17 protein-coding genes are annotated in these 15,129 nt (G+C 32.9%); 16 read left to right on the plus strand and 1 reads right to left on the minus strand.

Going from position 1 to position 15,129, the window contains the following annotated elements:
• The first annotated feature begins 1 nt into the window (after window position 1).
• From EZV73_RS03890 to EZV73_RS03900, 3 genes are all read left to right on the plus strand, one after another.
• Window positions 2-655: a response regulator transcription factor gene (locus EZV73_RS03890; protein ID WP_255812798.1), complete on the plus strand. Its 654-nt coding sequence runs from the start codon at window positions 2-4 to the stop codon at window positions 653-655.
• On the plus strand, window positions 655-1,923 hold the full coding sequence (locus EZV73_RS03895; RefSeq protein WP_240838460.1) for a sensor histidine kinase KdpD: 1,269 nt from the start codon (window positions 655-657) through the stop codon (window positions 1,921-1,923). Before EZV73_RS03890 ends, EZV73_RS03895 begins: the two co-directional genes overlap by 1 nt.
• 191 nt (window positions 1,924-2,114) lie before the next feature.
• A complete protein-coding gene (locus tag EZV73_RS03900) occupies window positions 2,115-2,474 on the plus strand; it encodes a hypothetical protein (protein ID WP_240838463.1) in 360 nt (119 codons plus the stop codon).
• A gap of 37 nt (window positions 2,475-2,511) precedes the next feature.
• On the opposite strand, the gene EZV73_RS03905 is transcribed toward EZV73_RS03900, so the two are convergent.
• Window positions 2,512-2,679, minus strand: a complete 168-nt coding sequence (locus EZV73_RS03905; protein ID WP_240838465.1) for a hypothetical protein — start codon at window positions 2,677-2,679, stop codon at window positions 2,512-2,514.
• Window positions 2,680-2,850: 171 nt separating this feature from the next.
• Between EZV73_RS03905 and EZV73_RS03910 the strand changes: the two genes are divergently transcribed.
• The 13 genes from EZV73_RS03910 to EZV73_RS03970 all read left to right on the plus strand — a co-directional run bounded on the left by EZV73_RS03910 (window position 2,851) and on the right by EZV73_RS03970 (window position 15,124).
• Complete coding sequence (locus tag EZV73_RS03910) at window positions 2,851-3,108, plus strand: hypothetical protein (protein ID WP_240838468.1); 258 nt, start codon at window positions 2,851-2,853, stop codon at window positions 3,106-3,108.
• Between the two features lie 151 nt (window positions 3,109-3,259).
• On the plus strand, window positions 3,260-3,514 hold the full coding sequence (locus EZV73_RS03915) for a type II toxin-antitoxin system Phd/YefM family antitoxin (RefSeq protein ID WP_240838470.1): 255 nt from the start codon (window positions 3,260-3,262) through the stop codon (window positions 3,512-3,514).
• A complete protein-coding gene (locus EZV73_RS03920) occupies window positions 3,507-3,764 on the plus strand; it encodes a Txe/YoeB family addiction module toxin (protein WP_240838472.1) in 258 nt (85 codons plus the stop codon). Before EZV73_RS03915 ends, EZV73_RS03920 begins: the two co-directional genes overlap by 8 nt.
• A 172-nt stretch (window positions 3,765-3,936) precedes the next feature.
• A complete protein-coding gene (locus tag EZV73_RS03925; RefSeq protein ID WP_240838473.1) occupies window positions 3,937-4,437 on the plus strand; it encodes a hypothetical protein in 501 nt (166 codons plus the stop codon).
• Window positions 4,438-4,537: 100 nt separating this feature from the next.
• Window positions 4,538-5,323: a hypothetical protein gene (locus tag EZV73_RS03930; RefSeq protein WP_240838474.1), complete on the plus strand. Its 786-nt coding sequence runs from the start codon at window positions 4,538-4,540 to the stop codon at window positions 5,321-5,323.
• 359 nt (window positions 5,324-5,682) lie between these two features.
• Window positions 5,683-5,820 carry a hypothetical protein gene (locus EZV73_RS03935; protein WP_240838475.1) on the plus strand — a complete coding sequence of 46 codons (138 nt, stop codon included), beginning with the start codon at window positions 5,683-5,685 and terminating at the stop codon, window positions 5,818-5,820.
• A 46-nt stretch (window positions 5,821-5,866) separates the two neighbouring features.
• Window positions 5,867-7,423 carry a hypothetical protein gene (locus EZV73_RS03940; RefSeq protein WP_240838477.1) on the plus strand — a complete coding sequence of 519 codons (1,557 nt, stop codon included), beginning with the start codon at window positions 5,867-5,869 and terminating at the stop codon, window positions 7,421-7,423.
• Between the two features lie 294 nt (window positions 7,424-7,717).
• Window positions 7,718-7,945 carry a hypothetical protein gene (locus tag EZV73_RS03945; RefSeq protein ID WP_240838479.1) on the plus strand — a complete coding sequence of 76 codons (228 nt, stop codon included), beginning with the start codon at window positions 7,718-7,720 and terminating at the stop codon, window positions 7,943-7,945.
• Between the two features lie 817 nt (window positions 7,946-8,762).
• Window positions 8,763-10,154 (plus strand): L-seryl-tRNA(Sec) selenium transferase, encoded by a 1,392-nt coding sequence (gene selA, locus EZV73_RS03950; protein ID WP_240838480.1) that lies wholly within the window; start codon window positions 8,763-8,765, stop codon window positions 10,152-10,154.
• An 8-nt stretch (window positions 10,155-10,162) separates the two neighbouring features.
• Window positions 10,163-12,049 (plus strand): selenocysteine-specific translation elongation factor, encoded by a 1,887-nt coding sequence (gene selB, locus EZV73_RS03955; RefSeq protein ID WP_240838482.1) that lies wholly within the window; start codon window positions 10,163-10,165, stop codon window positions 12,047-12,049.
• Between the two features lie 96 nt (window positions 12,050-12,145).
• Window positions 12,146-12,832 carry a response regulator transcription factor gene (locus EZV73_RS03960; RefSeq protein ID WP_240838484.1) on the plus strand — a complete coding sequence of 229 codons (687 nt, stop codon included), beginning with the start codon at window positions 12,146-12,148 and terminating at the stop codon, window positions 12,830-12,832.
• 10 nt (window positions 12,833-12,842) lie between these two features.
• On the plus strand, window positions 12,843-14,249 hold the full coding sequence (locus tag EZV73_RS28845; RefSeq protein ID WP_240838487.1) for a cell wall metabolism sensor histidine kinase WalK: 1,407 nt from the start codon (window positions 12,843-12,845) through the stop codon (window positions 14,247-14,249).
• Window positions 14,249-15,124, plus strand: coding sequence for a GerMN domain-containing protein (locus EZV73_RS03970; RefSeq protein WP_240838490.1), 876 nt, complete (start codon window positions 14,249-14,251; stop codon window positions 15,122-15,124). The genes EZV73_RS28845 and EZV73_RS03970 overlap by 1 nt, the downstream gene beginning before the upstream one ends.
• Window positions 15,125-15,129: the final 5 nt, after the last annotated feature.

Genomic DNA, 15,129 nt, shown 5'->3' on the forward strand with positions numbered 1-15,129 from the left:
GATGAGAATATATATTGTTGAAGATGAAAAACAATTACAACAACTTTTAGTGTCCTATTTAGTCGAAGCCGGTTACCAAGTAACTGCCTTCGACAATGGTCGTTTAGCCAAAAATAGAATTGATGATGAACCGGATTTATGGATTCTTGATATTATGTTGCCTGAAGTAGATGGTTTTACGCTGATTAAGGCAATTAAAGAAAAGAATCCTCAAATGCCGGTGATTTTCATGTCTGCTAGGTCAGCGGAATTAGATCGTGTCATAGGACTTGAAATGGGGTGTGATGATTATTTACCGAAACCATTTTTACCAAGGGAACTTGTCCTTAGAGTCAAAAGGCTCATGTCTTATGTAAGACCTGTAGAATCTAATGAGAAGATAGGGCCTTATACATTTGACACCAACAAGCGCATGTTGATTCTTAATCAAGATCAAATAGAGTTGACTGTTAAGGAGTATGATATACTACAGCTTTTTTCTAAGAACTTGGATAAGGCTATTTCCAGAACTGAAATCTTAGACAGTGTTTGGGGCATGGATTACTTTGGTTCTGAACGTGTAGTGGATGATACTCTAAGAAGACTGAGAAAGAAAGCACCTGACCTGCCTTTTGAAGCTGTTTATGGTTATGGTTATATGTTGAAGGAGTTTTGATGAAAAAACAATCTATTAGATCCTATCTCTTTAGGACTGTACTTATAACCTTAGCCTTTATCTCACTACTTATTGGAATTATTAATATGCTTGTAACTGTTGGTGTTCAAAATGAGTTTATTTATCATGAATTAGAAGAAGCTATGAATGGTTTTGATCCTATTGTAAAATTTGAGGATCAACTTCGTCATGTCGTATCTTTTGAATGGAACGAAAAATCAGGTCAAATTAAAGTTAGATCGCTTAAAAATGAGTATAATTTTGTAACTGAGGATTTTCAACTAATTGTAGATGATTTTATACAACATGGAGAAGACGAAGGTCAATTCAGGTTCAGAAGTTCAATGATTTATTATGTAGTCGAAGAAAACAAGACGGGTTATACTTTTTATTTTGTTGATATACATGGTAGGACCATTGGCAAAGAGTTTATTGTTCTTATCATTATAGTTTTGATTACTGTATTCATAGCCAGTAAGAGAATCTCCAATTATATATCTAAGCCATTAGATTCGCTTAGTAGTTTTAGTGAAGAGGTTGCAAAAAAGAACTGGCAAGCAGAGCTAGAACCTATACCAAATTTAGAGCTATCTAGGCTTGGAGAGTCACTTATAGAGATGAAGTCTCAATTAGAGATTGCTGATATGGAGGAAAGGCAGTTCCTACAAGCAACGTCACATGACTTAAAAACACCTATTATGGTTATTAAAGGTTATAGCCAGGCTATGATTGATCATATGCCTATAGAAGGTGACTTATCACCTGAACAAGTTATCTTAAAGGAAGCAGAAAGATTAGAAAGAAAGGTTCATCAACTGGTAAGATTAAATACGGTTGGTTACTCACTAGAACATGCCAGTCATGAAATTGTAAGAGTAGATAGGATACTAAGAGCCTTAATAGAGAAATTTAAAGTGGTTACTGACTTAGATATAATCAGTCAACTAGAACCACTCGAATGTTATGGTGATGGTGATTCTCTGTTAATTGCATTTGAAAATATTGTTGAAAACCAATTAAGGTATGCAGAAACCACAATTTTTATATCTATAGTTGGTTCAGTGGTTACCATTGAAAATGATGGTCCACACTTTACAGAAGATCCTGAATCTTTGTTTGAGATCTACAAGAAGGGAAAGAGCGGACAATATGGTCTAGGCTTAGCCATTACCAAGAAAGTTATACAAGGACATAAGGGTTCTATAAGAGCCTATAACAAAGATCAAGGTGTTTGTTTTGAAATAGAAATAACTAAAGCAGAAAATTAAGCATCAAGTAGGGCATATTATAGTGTTATTTTGAAGGCAACGAGGAATCGTTGTCTTTCTACTTGTATAGGTTATCTGAAGTATCGAAGTATGTTGCTGAAATTATTTAAACATAAATAATAATATTTATTTAAGTAAATCATTATGTTTGCATAAGTTTTCTTTGGTACAATTATTAAAAGGAGATTATTATGGCAAAAGAATCTTATGAAATCAAATTTGAGAAAGATAAGAAAAGTAAAAGGATCTATGCCATCGCAATAGATGCCATTGGCTATCTTTCTTATGTAATACCGGGGGTTGCAGAAGTATCTGATATAATATGGGCACCAGTTGCAGCGGGATTGGTATTTATCTTGTATAAGTTTAGACCCAAATTAGCTTTATTGGGTGCTTTAGGTATCTTAGTTGAAGAGTTTGTACCTTTTATTGATTTTATACCTACAACCTTGTTATTATGGTTACTTATCTATGTAATCGATAAAGAGGATACAATAGAAATATATAGACAACTAGAAGAAAACGATTTGGAAATCGTTGATGATGAGTAATTATGGATTCTAAAAAAATCAGGTTTCTTAACCTGATTTACACTTTTATATCTAAATTTTGTCCTTTGCCAGTTGTCTGTGAGACGCTTTTCATTAAGCTTTCAACACTTTGAGCATCTTGATGTGTTGCCTTACTCAATAAGGACATCTGTATAGCAGACCGTATACTTGTGGTATAATTTGCAATGCCAGCGGATATTCTCATAAGCACCTCCTGTGTTAATATATTATACACTCTTTTGAAAAAAATAAAAGAGTTTTCATTAGTAAAGTATACATAAATAGTGAAAATAACTTATAGTCAAATACATAGAAGTCTCTTTTGCTGGTGTTTGGAGTGAAACAGGCAATATAAGACTGGTGAGGAGAGAAAGTTATGAAAAAGTACACAATAAAAGAATATATAGTAGATCTATTTATTGGATTTGGCTTTATCCTTTTAATAAGTCCAGCATTCTTATATTGGTTCATTCACGGAAGTTATGATCGATATGTATGGTTATTAAGTGGACCTGATCCATTCAATAAACTTGGAGGTGGTCCTTATCAACTATTTCTGTTTATGGGACTATTTAGCAGTGGTGTAATTATTAGCATTCTTGCTATATGGTCTAAATTGAAGTCAAAAAAATAACTCTAGGAATACATTCTGCCAAAAAAATATAAATGAGAAGCAGTTATATAACGGTCCTTTTCTGATTTTTCAGTTAGTATCCGTGATACTTTTATTCCAGTTGAATTGAACATTTTACAATATATGGTGCGATGAATTAGGAGGGGATTGTATGATTGCAATTTCAAGTTCGAAAGTAAGAAGTCATTTTAAGGAAGTCTGTGATAAAGTGGTAGAAGATGTTGAATCTGTTATAGTCACTAGAACTAGAGGTGAGAACGTAGTTATTATGTCTGAATCTGAGTACAATAATATGATGGAAAACTTCAGAATTTTTAGTAATCCTGAAAGATATAATAAGATCACAAACGGTATAAACCAATTGGAAAAGGGCAAATCAAAGATAAAGGAGCTTATGGATGAATAAGCATTTTTCTGATGATGCATTGGAAGATTATTTGTATTGGCAACCAAATGATAAGGCAATACTTAAAAGGATTAACAAGCTAATAAGAAACGTAGAGAGAGAAGGTTATTTTAAAGGAATAGGCAAACCTGAACCTCTAAAACATAACTTAAGTGGATGTTGGAGTAGAAGAATTAATGATGAACATCGTTTGATTTATCGGATTAATGAAAATTATATACTGATAGCTTCTTGTAAGGACCATTATTAGTGGTTCTTTTTTACATACATTTGATAATTAATCAAGAAGAAACATCTGATTTGTAGGTATAATTTAATTTTATATTAATGTATTTGTATGGATTATAGTGTAAAATTAGTATGGTAATGGTTGAGTAATTTATACTGTTAGTAAACAGTTAATTAGAGTTGGTGAGGTATAAATGGAGATAGTACATCAGAAAAGAATAAAGAAACCATTGATTATTTGTGTAGTTATTGCTGCATTTGTACTTATCATAAATTATGCTTCACATTTCTATAATGTAAATAGTATGGTAGATCAAATAAATGAGGGTGATTATTCACTAATGAAAGTAGATGTAATGGTTAATAACTCAAATGTGAACAGCCACCGTATTAAAGAGCAAAAAACAATCGATTCTATAAGGAAACGATTGAATTTTAATTGGAATATTGTAAAAAAAGAAGGAACGCATACTACTGGTTACAGAGGTGATGCAACGGGTGTGGTTTACCACTTTATCTTTGACAAAGAAATCATTAAGTTAGAGTTATATATAGATAATTATCTTAGAATATCCAAGTCAAGTGATCACCATTATGAATGTTACCTGTTAAAAACAAGTTGGAAGAACAAGAATGACTTCATTTATCTTCTTAATCTTCAAAATCTAATTAAACAAAGTGTTAGAGTTGAATAAACTAATCATGAGATTTTTAGTTGAAGGTAAATAGTGGATGCAATCATATGACAATGTACTGTCTAGTTTATTGACAACAACATAATGACGAGGAGGGAAAATGAAGAAGATAAGTATGTGTATTTTAACTTTGCTGTGTAGTCTACTGATAGGTTGTAACAATTCAATTTCCGCTGATGAGATTACCACTTTTGAAGAGGAAGTGAATGGAAATATAATTATAATCGATGGTACAGAATATGATATCATTTCATCTTATATTATAAGTAACAAGTACGAGAATCAGAATCTAGTTGAAGAGTTTATTGATTTTCAAGATAATAGTAATAGTAAGTTTGTATACATTTATGAGGGAAAGTTACTAGTTCAGGAAACAAATTATCAAAATGACGAGTTGATATATAACAAGTTTTATTCATATGAAAATGGAAAAGAAGTGAGTACAAAGCAAGTAGCAGTAAGTGGTGAGACTGCTCAATATTCTAAAACCGCATATGAAGGAAATCATGTAGAAACTGGATTTTATGAGTCAGATGATAATCTGTCTTCAATTGAAAGTGTCGAACTTAGTGATGATGGGAAGATAATAGAAAAGAAAACTATTATACCTGATACTGACATTATGATTGAATACAAATATCAATATATAAACAATAACGTGGTATGTGTAAATGTATACATGGGCGAAGAAACCTTTGGAAGAATATACTATACGTACAACAATTTGAATCACCTCATCTCTGAATATGAAATCGTCTATGGAAAAAATAATTCGAGATTAATTGCTAAGTATTATGAAAATGAATACAATGAGGATCTGGAGTTGGTTCAACAAGTAGTTTACAATGTTAACTCAGAAATAAAAGAGGAAAATATTCGGGAGTAGTTATTTACATTAAATAGTTCAGAATAAAAAGTTCAGTTAATCATTATGCGTCGTCTTTTGGAAAATGTTCCTATCAATTTTCAGACTAGTTGCACTATTTATTACTGGAGAAACTGGTGACTTAGAAGAAAACATTATAGTTATTTTTCTTATACCTTCTAGCATCTATCCTATTGCTTTATACTGCAGAACTTTCGTCCCAAAAGGTAATTCGAAAGGTAATAGATTGATTGTTAGAGTGTGCCCATTTTTCAAATTCTATATAGACGATAAAACTTCCAGATAGGTAAAGATGCTTTTATTTTCTATTCTAGAAATATTACGGAGTTAATGTAACAAAAAATATGGGGAAACATGTTTTGGATTTGAGAAAGCATTTGATTTTAGCTAACGTTATTACTGTATTTATGATTGCAGATGTGTTTGGTTTTCAATTCTTTACTTGTAAAGCTGTTAAATCTGTTTTAAATGAGATAAGTATTGAGAAGAAAGAATAAATGTTTGCAATGAGACTTTAGGTGTGTCGGATTATAGGAGACTTAGATGAAAAAAATTTTATTGACTATTTACATTTTAATGGTTACGTTAACGGTTCATGCTGAAATGTATGAAATTGGTGACGTAATTAATCATGTACTACACACTGATATAAAAACTTTCATTAATGGTCAAGAGATTCCTTCCATGAACATTAATGGTCTTACAGCAGTTGTAGTTGAAGATTTGAGAAACTATGGTTTCGAAGTAAAATGGAATCCAGCAAATAGAACATTAACATTATCAGATAGAATTACGAATGAAGTTAATCCTATTATTATGGATGCAGATGAGGAATTAGAAGTCGGTACGGTAATAAAGGATGTTTTATTTACTGAAATTAAAACAATTATTAATGACAAAGAGATAAGTTCCTTTAATATAGATGGCTATACTGCTATTTATGTTGATGAACTCAAAAATTTTGGTGAGGTTATATGGAGTGAAGAAACTAGAACTATAAACTTTCATTCAAAAAAAACTGTTACCTCTACCCGTAGACCTTCCTTTGAGATTAATTATTCAGATTCTACTTTCATAGAGACTCAATTCAAAGACGAAAAAATATTTTATGAAGGGGAGTTAATTGGTTTTATCAAAACATTGGATAAAAGGGGCCGCTTACATGTATCTGTAACCACCTTGATGAAAGAGTTTGGATTTGAAGTTAATAAGATAGATGAATATAATTATCGATTTACAAAGGGGGATTATACTTGCCAAGTAGATGCTGCTAACCAAAAAGCTGTTGAGTATTATAACGGTATTAAATCTAAGGAGTTCGAAACACCTCTGTTGGTCCAGAATGATGATATCTACATGCCTGATACTAATCTTCTTATTGGTATTAGAGTTCATAACGACTACAAAAATAATAGAGTTTCATTTTCATATCAGGAGTATGAAGTAATCGATTATCATTATATTGAAGTTCAAGGAGAACTTATAATGTTGAATATTGATAATCTTCAAAGTGAGATTGTAAGGGATGATAATTATCAAGTAGAATTCTATAATCATAGAAATTATGACTATATTCATTCAATGGGATTAAGAGATGAACACACTTATTTACTACCAATCAAAGAGAATGATTCCTTTAATTTGATTATTCATTCGAATAGATTTCCAGAAGGGTATGATAGAACTATTTATGCTACTGCTTTAAAAAATATCAAACCTGATTATTCTGCACATACTCTTGCTTCTGAATGGCAAATAGGTCACTTTACAAAGTTTAGTTTGAACTTACCAGCGAATGGATATACAGAAACAAAGTCCAACGAAGTTTTAATAGAAGGTAATGTAGAAATGATTTATGAAGATTACTTTGCAATCCATGGAAATAAATTTACTGTTCATGTTAAAAAATTAGATGAAGGTTCATTTAAAGAAGTTGAAAAGCAGTTCGTAGACTTCAATAAGGAACGTTATTATGGCAAAATAACATTAAATAATGGTTATGGTCTTTACAGGCTTGTTATGACAGTAGATGTAGATGATGATGGAATAAATGGATTAGATAAAGAAGCCTTAAGAATTTTTGTGAACTATGTTAAGTAGATGATATGAGTCTCCAATCTATTATTATTTCTGAGAAAAGTATAATGATTCATCTAATGTTGACTTATGAGATGTATGAGAGTCTTAATTACAAACAGATGGTTTCATAAATTCATTGTTGACGATTGAGTTAATAATTAGAGAGCTAAACAAGTGTTTGTGCTAGATAATATATTATTTGAAGGGCAAATAATTGAATAATATTATTCTGAGAAAAACTAAAGCTAAGTTTCTTTGGCTGCTGATAGTTTTATACTTATTATGCAGTTGTAGTGGAATCAGTGAAAAACTGATGTGTTTGAGTGGCCAGTTAAGGGCGCAACTTCAGAAGTTAAATATGAAGAGGAAACCGTCAGTTTAAAAGATTATGAACGCAGTTTCTATGTGAAATTGATTCATCAGGAAAACCATATGGTTAGACAAGAAATTGTTGAGGAATATACTTTTAGTGCAAATATGGAATATGAGCTTAAGACAACTATGAACAGTTTTAAGCTACTAGAGAATAGTGACTTTTTTTAATAAAGATTTTGTAAGTTTCGAGTATGTAGTAGAGGATTATTTTCTTAGTGTATCAATCGTAATTGATTTTGATGGTGTTGATTTAAACACAATTGATGAAAATATGCTTAGTTACATTGGTAAGGAATCGTTTGATGAAAAATGAGTGGCAACAATTGATTTACTGAAGAATAGGTTGATTGAAATGGGATTTGTGCTTATGGAATAAGTTGGTTTTGCTGTTACATTAGTTTTCTATTGTTAAGTTTAAGTAGATATTTAGTAATTTCATTCATTGCTTATTGTAAGGGGGTGGAGGTTGAATGAGGGTTCGAGTTATAAAATCAATAATAATTATCTTATATAATTACCATTTTCATTGTTTCTTATCCAATCATAATACTTGCTCTTGGTCAGGAGAGTGTCGCGAAATCATTAATCTCTGATACTTATTATGTAAAGGTTGATTCTAATGTAGGAGAATATGCCACATTTACAACTTACATGGAGAGTAAAGGTTGGTTTGAAAATTTCGATTTACAGATGGGAGCCGGTCATGTGTTTGAAAAAGAAGGTCAATCCATGACTATCTCGAACAGAGATATACTTACTGTTTTTATTGATGGAAAAACCAAACTTTTATTTTATTGAAAGATAAAGAAACTGAGAAACTTTATTCACAAATCTAGCTTGCCTTGCAAGTTGGATTTTTTTCTTACTTTTTTTTCAGCCTGAGGACTGCTAGAATCCTCTAAATTACTAAAGAAAGTTGTCTTGACTGTTTCTTGTGTGTTGTGAAATGTGATATAATAACTTGATACTAAATGATGGAGGAAACATGAAAAAAGAACTTTATAGAAATATACCGAAGATAGATGATTTATTGTTACAAGATCATGTTGTAACATTGATTGAAAATAACTCTAGAAACATGGTTTTAAATGTATGTAGAGAAGTGCTAGATACCATAAGAAAAGAGATATCTGCTTTGGAAGGAAGTGACTATGACCTTTCTATGGCTACTATAGTGTCGCGTATAGAAAGAGGCGTTCAAAAGAAAAATGATTTTCATTTGAAAAGAGTAATCAATGGTACCGGTGTTGTTGTCCATACCAACTTAGGTAGATCATCACTTGCTGAATCTATTAGAGAACAACTCATTGATGTCAGCATGCATTACTCAACTTTAGAGTTTGATACTGACAATGGTAAACGTGGTTCTAGATACAGTCATGTCGAGGACTTATTGTGTGAACTAACAGGTGCAGAGGCTGCTATGGTTGTCAACAACAATGCAGCAGCAGTTATGCTTGTACTATCTACATTAGCTGGAGGTAAGGAAGTTGTGGTTTCAAGAGGGCAACTGGTTGAAATCGGTGGTTCTTTTAGAATTCCAGAAGTTATGAAATTGTCAGGTGCCAAGCTGGTAGAGGTTGGTGCAACCAATAAAACGCATTTAAGAGATTATTCAGCTGCTATAACTGAAGAAACAGCTTTACTTTTAAAAGTACATACAAGTAACTTTAAGGTCTTAGGTTTTACTCAAGAAGTTTCATCTAAGGATTTATGTGCATTGGCTCATGGCATAGATTTACCTGTATACGATGATTTAGGATCGGGTATGTTAATTGACTTATCCAAGTTTGGTTTAATGAAGGAACCGACAGTTCAAGAGTGCATAGCTGATGGCATTGATGTTGTATCTTTTTCAGGTGATAAGATGTTGGGTGGTCCTCAAGCGGGTATCATCGTTGGTAAGAAAAAATACATTGAGGCAATGAAGAAAAATCAATTAACACGTGCCCTAAGGGTAGACAAGATGACTTTAGCTGCATTAGAAGGCACACTTAAGTTTTACAGAGACGAGTTGACAGCACTTGATAATGTTCCAACTCTAAAGATGCTTACTAAAAAGTACCAAGAGATATCTGAAGAAGCTTGTTTATTTGCCTCTACACTAGGTATTCTAGACAATATCTCGTATCGTCTAGAAGATGATTATTCAGAAGTAGGCGGTGGATCTATGCCGCTTGAAAAGTTACTTTCTAAGGTTTTGGTCTTTACACATAACAAGATTAAAGCTCAAGATATCATTAAGTATTTAAGAGATTATAAGACATCAATTATTGGTAGAATAAAAGAAGAAGAAGTCATTATTGATTTTAGAACAGTATCTGTTGAAGAACAAGCTGTTGTTATGGAAGCAATTAGAGCATTAGATAAAATATAGGAGCACACATGAAGAACATAATAATTGGTACTGCCGGTCACATCGATCATGGTAAAACGACTTTAATCAAAGCTTTGACAAACATTGAGACTGACAGACTAGAAGAAGAGAAGAAACGTGGTATTACCATTGATTTGGGATTTGCTTTCTTTAATCTGCCTAGTGGTAAAAGAGCCGGTATAGTAGATGTACCTGGTCATGAGAAGTTTATCAAGAACATGCTTGCCGGTGTGTCTGGTATAGACTTGGTGCTCTTTGTTGTCTCAGCAGAAGAAGGTGTTATGCCTCAGACACAAGAACATTTAGACATCTTATCTATTTTAGACGTACAAAAAGGGATTGTTGTTTTAACCAAAAAAGACTTGGTAGATGACGAATGGCTCTATATGATCAAAGAAGACTTGAAAGAGACTTTCAAAGGAACTTTCTTGGAAAATGCACCTATGATAGGGGTTTCTTCTATTACTCGTGATGGTATGGATGAGCTGACAAGTGAAATTGATAAGCTTTCAGATCAAGTAGAAGCGAAGTCCGCATCATCAGCAGTAAGATTACCGATAGATAGAGTCTTTACCTTAACGGGTCATGGTACCATTGTAACGGGTACTTTAGTTGAAGGTCATGTGAGTGAAGGTGAAGTGCTGACGGTTTATCCTTCTATGAAGGAAGCCAAAGTAAGATCTATCCAAGTTCATTCAGAAGGTGTAAAAACTGCCTATGCAGGTCAGCGTGTAGCTATAAATGTCACAGGTATAAAGAAATCAGAAATTAATAGGGGGGAGATACTTGCTCATCCTGAATCAATGCAGGTAACATCTATGCTAGATGTTAAGTTGAAGCTTTTAACAAATTCAGGTAGAGAGTTAAAGAACTGGACAAGACTTCGTCTCTATCATGGTACCAAAGAAATACTTTGTAGACTGGTACTTTTAGATAAGGAAACCATCAAGCCTGGTGAGGAATGTTTTGCACAGTTAAGACTAGAAGAGCCAACGGCTTGTAAATATGGTGATCACTTTGTCGTAAGATTCTATTCACCGCTTGAAACCATTGGTGGTGGTACCATCTTAGATCCAAACGCTTTAAAGCATAAACGTTTCAAGGAAGACATCATTGAAGAGTTGATGTTTAAAGAAGCTGGTAACCAGGATGAGATCATCGACAGTCTAGTAAAGAAAAACTCAGTAGACTTCTGGAACATAGATGAGTATGTAAAGCAGTCAGGTCTACCTAAAGAAGAAGTAACAGAGCAAGTTGAGAGATTAAAAGAAGATGGTGTCATAGTAGAACTATCTAAGCAAGTGCTTCTTCATAAGGAGTTTATCTTAACGAAAGAACAAGAGATGTTGACCATCTTAAATAAATATCATGAGGAGTATCCGATTCGTTTAGGTATTCCTAAAGAAGAATTGAGAAACAAGTTGTTTGCGAACATTAAAAACAAGGTATTTGATGAAGTACTCGCTCTTTATGATGTTATAAGAGTTCAGGGCAAATACATTTCTTATGCTGAGTTTGAAATAGTTTATACCAAGTCTCAAGCCTATATGATTAGATCTATCAAAGAGCGGTTAGATAATGAGGGCTTCAAGCCAACTTTGATGAATGATTTGATGAAAGACTTCCCTAAGGAAAAGCATGCCAAGGATATACTGGCTAACCTTGTTGAGTTAGGCGAGTTGATTAGAATCAATGATGGTATATATTTTACAAGTGAGACTTATGAAAAAGCATTAAAGATTCTAAAAGATGCATTTAATGAAAAAGGGAAAATGCAGCTTGCAGAATGTAGAGATTTACTTGACACATCAAGAAAGTATATCGTTCCAGTGATGGAATACCTTGATGCTAAAGGCATTACAAAACGTGTTGGTGATGAGCGAATGTTAAGATAGTGTAATACCTAGATACTTGAAAAAAGCGAATTAATTCATTATGATGTAATTAAGGTAGAATTAAATTATTTTAACATATAGATGATTGGAGAAATTATGTCAAAAAAATTGTTGGTAGTTGATGATGAACCAGTATTACTAAAAGGTCTAAAGTACAGTCTCGAACAAGAAAACTATGAAATTGATACAGCTGTTGATGGTGAAGAAGCCTACGACAAAGCAATCAATGAAACATATGACTTAATCATACTGGATTTAATGTTACCAAAAATGAACGGTTTGGAAGTCTGTAAAAAAATCAGAGAAAAGTCAATGGTACCAATCATCATCTTAACAGCAAAAGGTGAAGATTCTTCAAAGGTATTGGGTCTTGAGTATGGTGCAGATGATTACTTAACTAAGCCATTTAATGTTTTAGAGTTAAAGGCAAGAATTAAGGCCATCTTGAGAAGAGTGAATGTAGAAGCACCTAAACAGCATTCTAATATCATTGAAATGAGTGGGTTTAAGATCAATACATTAGGTAGAAAGATTGATATAGCAGGAGAGTCTATTGCACTGACTGCTAAAGAATTTGATTTACTTTTATTATTGGTTACAAATAAAGAAAAAATTTACTCTAGAGAAGAGTTGTTAGAGATTATCTGGGGTTACGAGTATTTCGGTGACGTAAGAACAGTGGATGTTCACATCAGACGTCTAAGAGAAAAAATTGAAGAGAACTCGAGTCAACCACGATACATTTTAACAAAATGGGGAGTTGGATATTATTTTAAAGATTAGTAGAAGATTCGTGAGTATAAGGTGGAAACTTGTTTTCACCTATTTACTTTTAATCATTTTAACATTGGGTTTGATGTTAAGTTTTGTTATGACCTCAATAGAGGAAAGAAACATACATGATCATAGAGATTATCTCTTTACTCAGGCCAACATCTTATCCAACCAATTAATTGCAGAATTTAAGAATCTTTCTCAACCACACACCAATGATTATTATGCTGATGTTGTGGTTAATTTTTCGAAAGAAATTGGTTCAAGAATTCTTATAGTTGATGTGGAAGGACATACTTTAATAGACTCTTACAGTGAGTTTACATCAGATGCAACCATCATAAACGCAGAGTTAGACAAGGCCATTGAAGGCACTCAGTCATCAGGTGTTTACAGGTTTGACGAAATAGGCCGTGTAATTTATGTAGCTGTGCCTGTACAAACCAATACTGAAACCATGGGTGCTATACTGATTACGTCAACACTAGAGCCTATTTATGAAAGCTTGTCAGAACTTTTAAGTTCCATGTTCTTGCTGGCTGCTGTTTGTATTGGTTTTACTGTTGCAATATCTTTTATTTTTGTTGAGATTATTTCATCACCAGTTGAAAAGTTGACTGAAATTGTGAATCGTGTTACTTACGGTAAGTATGATGAAAAAATAAATGTAGAAGGTAATGATGAAATTAAGGTGCTCAGTAATTCATTTAATACCATGATGACCAAATTGGATCAGGTAGATACACAAAGAAAGCAGTTTGTTGCCAATGTATCACATGAACTTAGAACTCCTTTGACTTCCATTAAACTCTTGTCGTCTTCATTATTAAGTGACGAAACGACTAAGCCGGAAATCTACAAGGAATTTTTAACGGACATCGATTCAGAGGTTGACCGTTTAAATGAGATCATCGATGGCCTTTTATACTTAGTGGACTTAGAAAAGAAGGAGTTAGAGCTTCATTATACCAACTCTCATGTCAACTATTTAGTTGCCAAGGTTGTTCATCAGATGAGACCTTTAGCCAAGCAGAAAAACATTCAGATTGATTTACAAGAGGATGAAAAGGTTTGGGCATCCTTTGACAAAACAAAGTTTCATCAGTGTTTGTCTAATCTGATTGCCAATGCCATAAAGTACAATCATGAAGGTGGCCATGTTTTGGTAAGGCTAATTAACAAGAGATCATCTTTTACTGTACAGATTATTGATGATGGTTTTGGTATTGCAGAAGAATCTTTACCATTTGTTTTTGATAGATTCTACAGAACTGATAAGGCAAGAAATAGAAAAAGTGGTGGTGCAGGACTTGGTTTATCCATTGTTCAGCAAATTGTACACTTGCACCAAGGTGAAATATACATTGATTCAATTTTGAATGAGGGTACAACAGTGACAATAGACTTACCGAAAGGAATAATATGATGAAAAGATTATTTAGTGTAATTGTCCTGATGTTATTGTTTTCAATTGTATTCTTATTTATATCAGGCAATGGTATTACTTATAAGTCAAGTGATGATATGACTGTTATATCGCCATATTCACAAGGTTTGTCTCAATTATCTCGCTTGTACTTTATTTATGAAGGTCAATTAATCAGTGAAACAAGGACCATAATTATAGAAAAGCTTGAAACGGAATTATCAATCGTTCAAGAGTTAAAAAAAGGTTCTAAGATAAAAACATATGGGTCTCCTATAGGATTAGATACTGATATCTTATCTGTCAACACGACAGACCGTATCTGCTATGTCAGTTTTTCAAGAGAGTTTATTGTAGATGATCCACAGATCATGTACTTAAATGCCATGAGTATCGTCAACACCTTAACAGAATTAGAAGCTGTTGATTATGTTCAGATACTTGTTGATGGTAAGAGACTAGATGTAACAAACCTAGTAGACCTTTCAGAACCAATTGGTAGAAATACAACCATGGTTCAAACCAAGGAATTGACACCTAAGGACATTGTTAAGAAGTTCTTAGAACATATCTCTTTAGGTCGTTATGATTTGGCTTATGACTTAATAGACAGCAGGTCCAAGCAATATGTCAACTTTGATGACTTTAGAGAAGCCATGATCTTACTTCGTAATGATATTAAGGGTTATGCTCAGAGATATATATTTGCAAGAAGAGAAAAGGGTGAATACATCATCCAGGTCAAGTATATCTTAAGAGGTTTTGAAGGAACTGAGGATATTATCCTAGATTCGGAAAGTCCATTAGAGTTAACCTTCTCATGGCCAGTTGTTGAAGAAAAAGGTATATGGAAAATCTTATATTATGATTTTTAACATAG

The organism is Acidaminobacter sp. JC074, from assembly GCF_022496765.1.
Lineage (GTDB): Bacteria > Bacillota > Clostridia > Peptostreptococcales > Acidaminobacteraceae > JABXKX01.

What these genes read in the sequence shown, in the direction of transcription:
- EZV73_RS03890 (WP_255812798.1), top strand. Translation starts at nt 2, where the DNA reads ATGAGAATATATATTGTTGAAGATGAAAAACAATTACAACAACTTTTA.
- EZV73_RS03895 (WP_240838460.1), top strand. Translation starts at nt 655, where the DNA reads ATGAAAAAACAATCTATTAGATCCTATCTCTTTAGGACTGTACTTATA.
- EZV73_RS03900 (WP_240838463.1), top strand. Translation starts at nt 2,115, where the DNA reads ATGGCAAAAGAATCTTATGAAATCAAATTTGAGAAAGATAAGAAAAGT.
- EZV73_RS03905 (WP_240838465.1), bottom strand. Translation starts at nt 2,679, where the DNA reads ATGAGAATATCCGCTGGCATTGCAAATTATACCACAAGTATACGGTCT.
- EZV73_RS03910 (WP_240838468.1), top strand. Translation starts at nt 2,851, where the DNA reads ATGAAAAAGTACACAATAAAAGAATATATAGTAGATCTATTTATTGGA.
- EZV73_RS03915 (WP_240838470.1), top strand. Translation starts at nt 3,260, where the DNA reads ATGATTGCAATTTCAAGTTCGAAAGTAAGAAGTCATTTTAAGGAAGTC.
- EZV73_RS03920 (WP_240838472.1), top strand. Translation starts at nt 3,507, where the DNA reads ATGAATAAGCATTTTTCTGATGATGCATTGGAAGATTATTTGTATTGG.
- EZV73_RS03925 (WP_240838473.1), top strand. Translation starts at nt 3,937, where the DNA reads ATGGAGATAGTACATCAGAAAAGAATAAAGAAACCATTGATTATTTGT.
- EZV73_RS03930 (WP_240838474.1), top strand. Translation starts at nt 4,538, where the DNA reads ATGAAGAAGATAAGTATGTGTATTTTAACTTTGCTGTGTAGTCTACTG.
- EZV73_RS03940 (WP_240838477.1), top strand. Translation starts at nt 5,867, where the DNA reads ATGAAAAAAATTTTATTGACTATTTACATTTTAATGGTTACGTTAACG.
- selA (WP_240838480.1), top strand. Translation starts at nt 8,763, where the DNA reads ATGAAAAAAGAACTTTATAGAAATATACCGAAGATAGATGATTTATTG.
- selB (WP_240838482.1), top strand. Translation starts at nt 10,163, where the DNA reads ATGAAGAACATAATAATTGGTACTGCCGGTCACATCGATCATGGTAAA.
- EZV73_RS03960 (WP_240838484.1), top strand. Translation starts at nt 12,146, where the DNA reads ATGTCAAAAAAATTGTTGGTAGTTGATGATGAACCAGTATTACTAAAA.
- EZV73_RS03970 (WP_240838490.1), top strand. Translation starts at nt 14,249, where the DNA reads ATGAAAAGATTATTTAGTGTAATTGTCCTGATGTTATTGTTTTCAATT.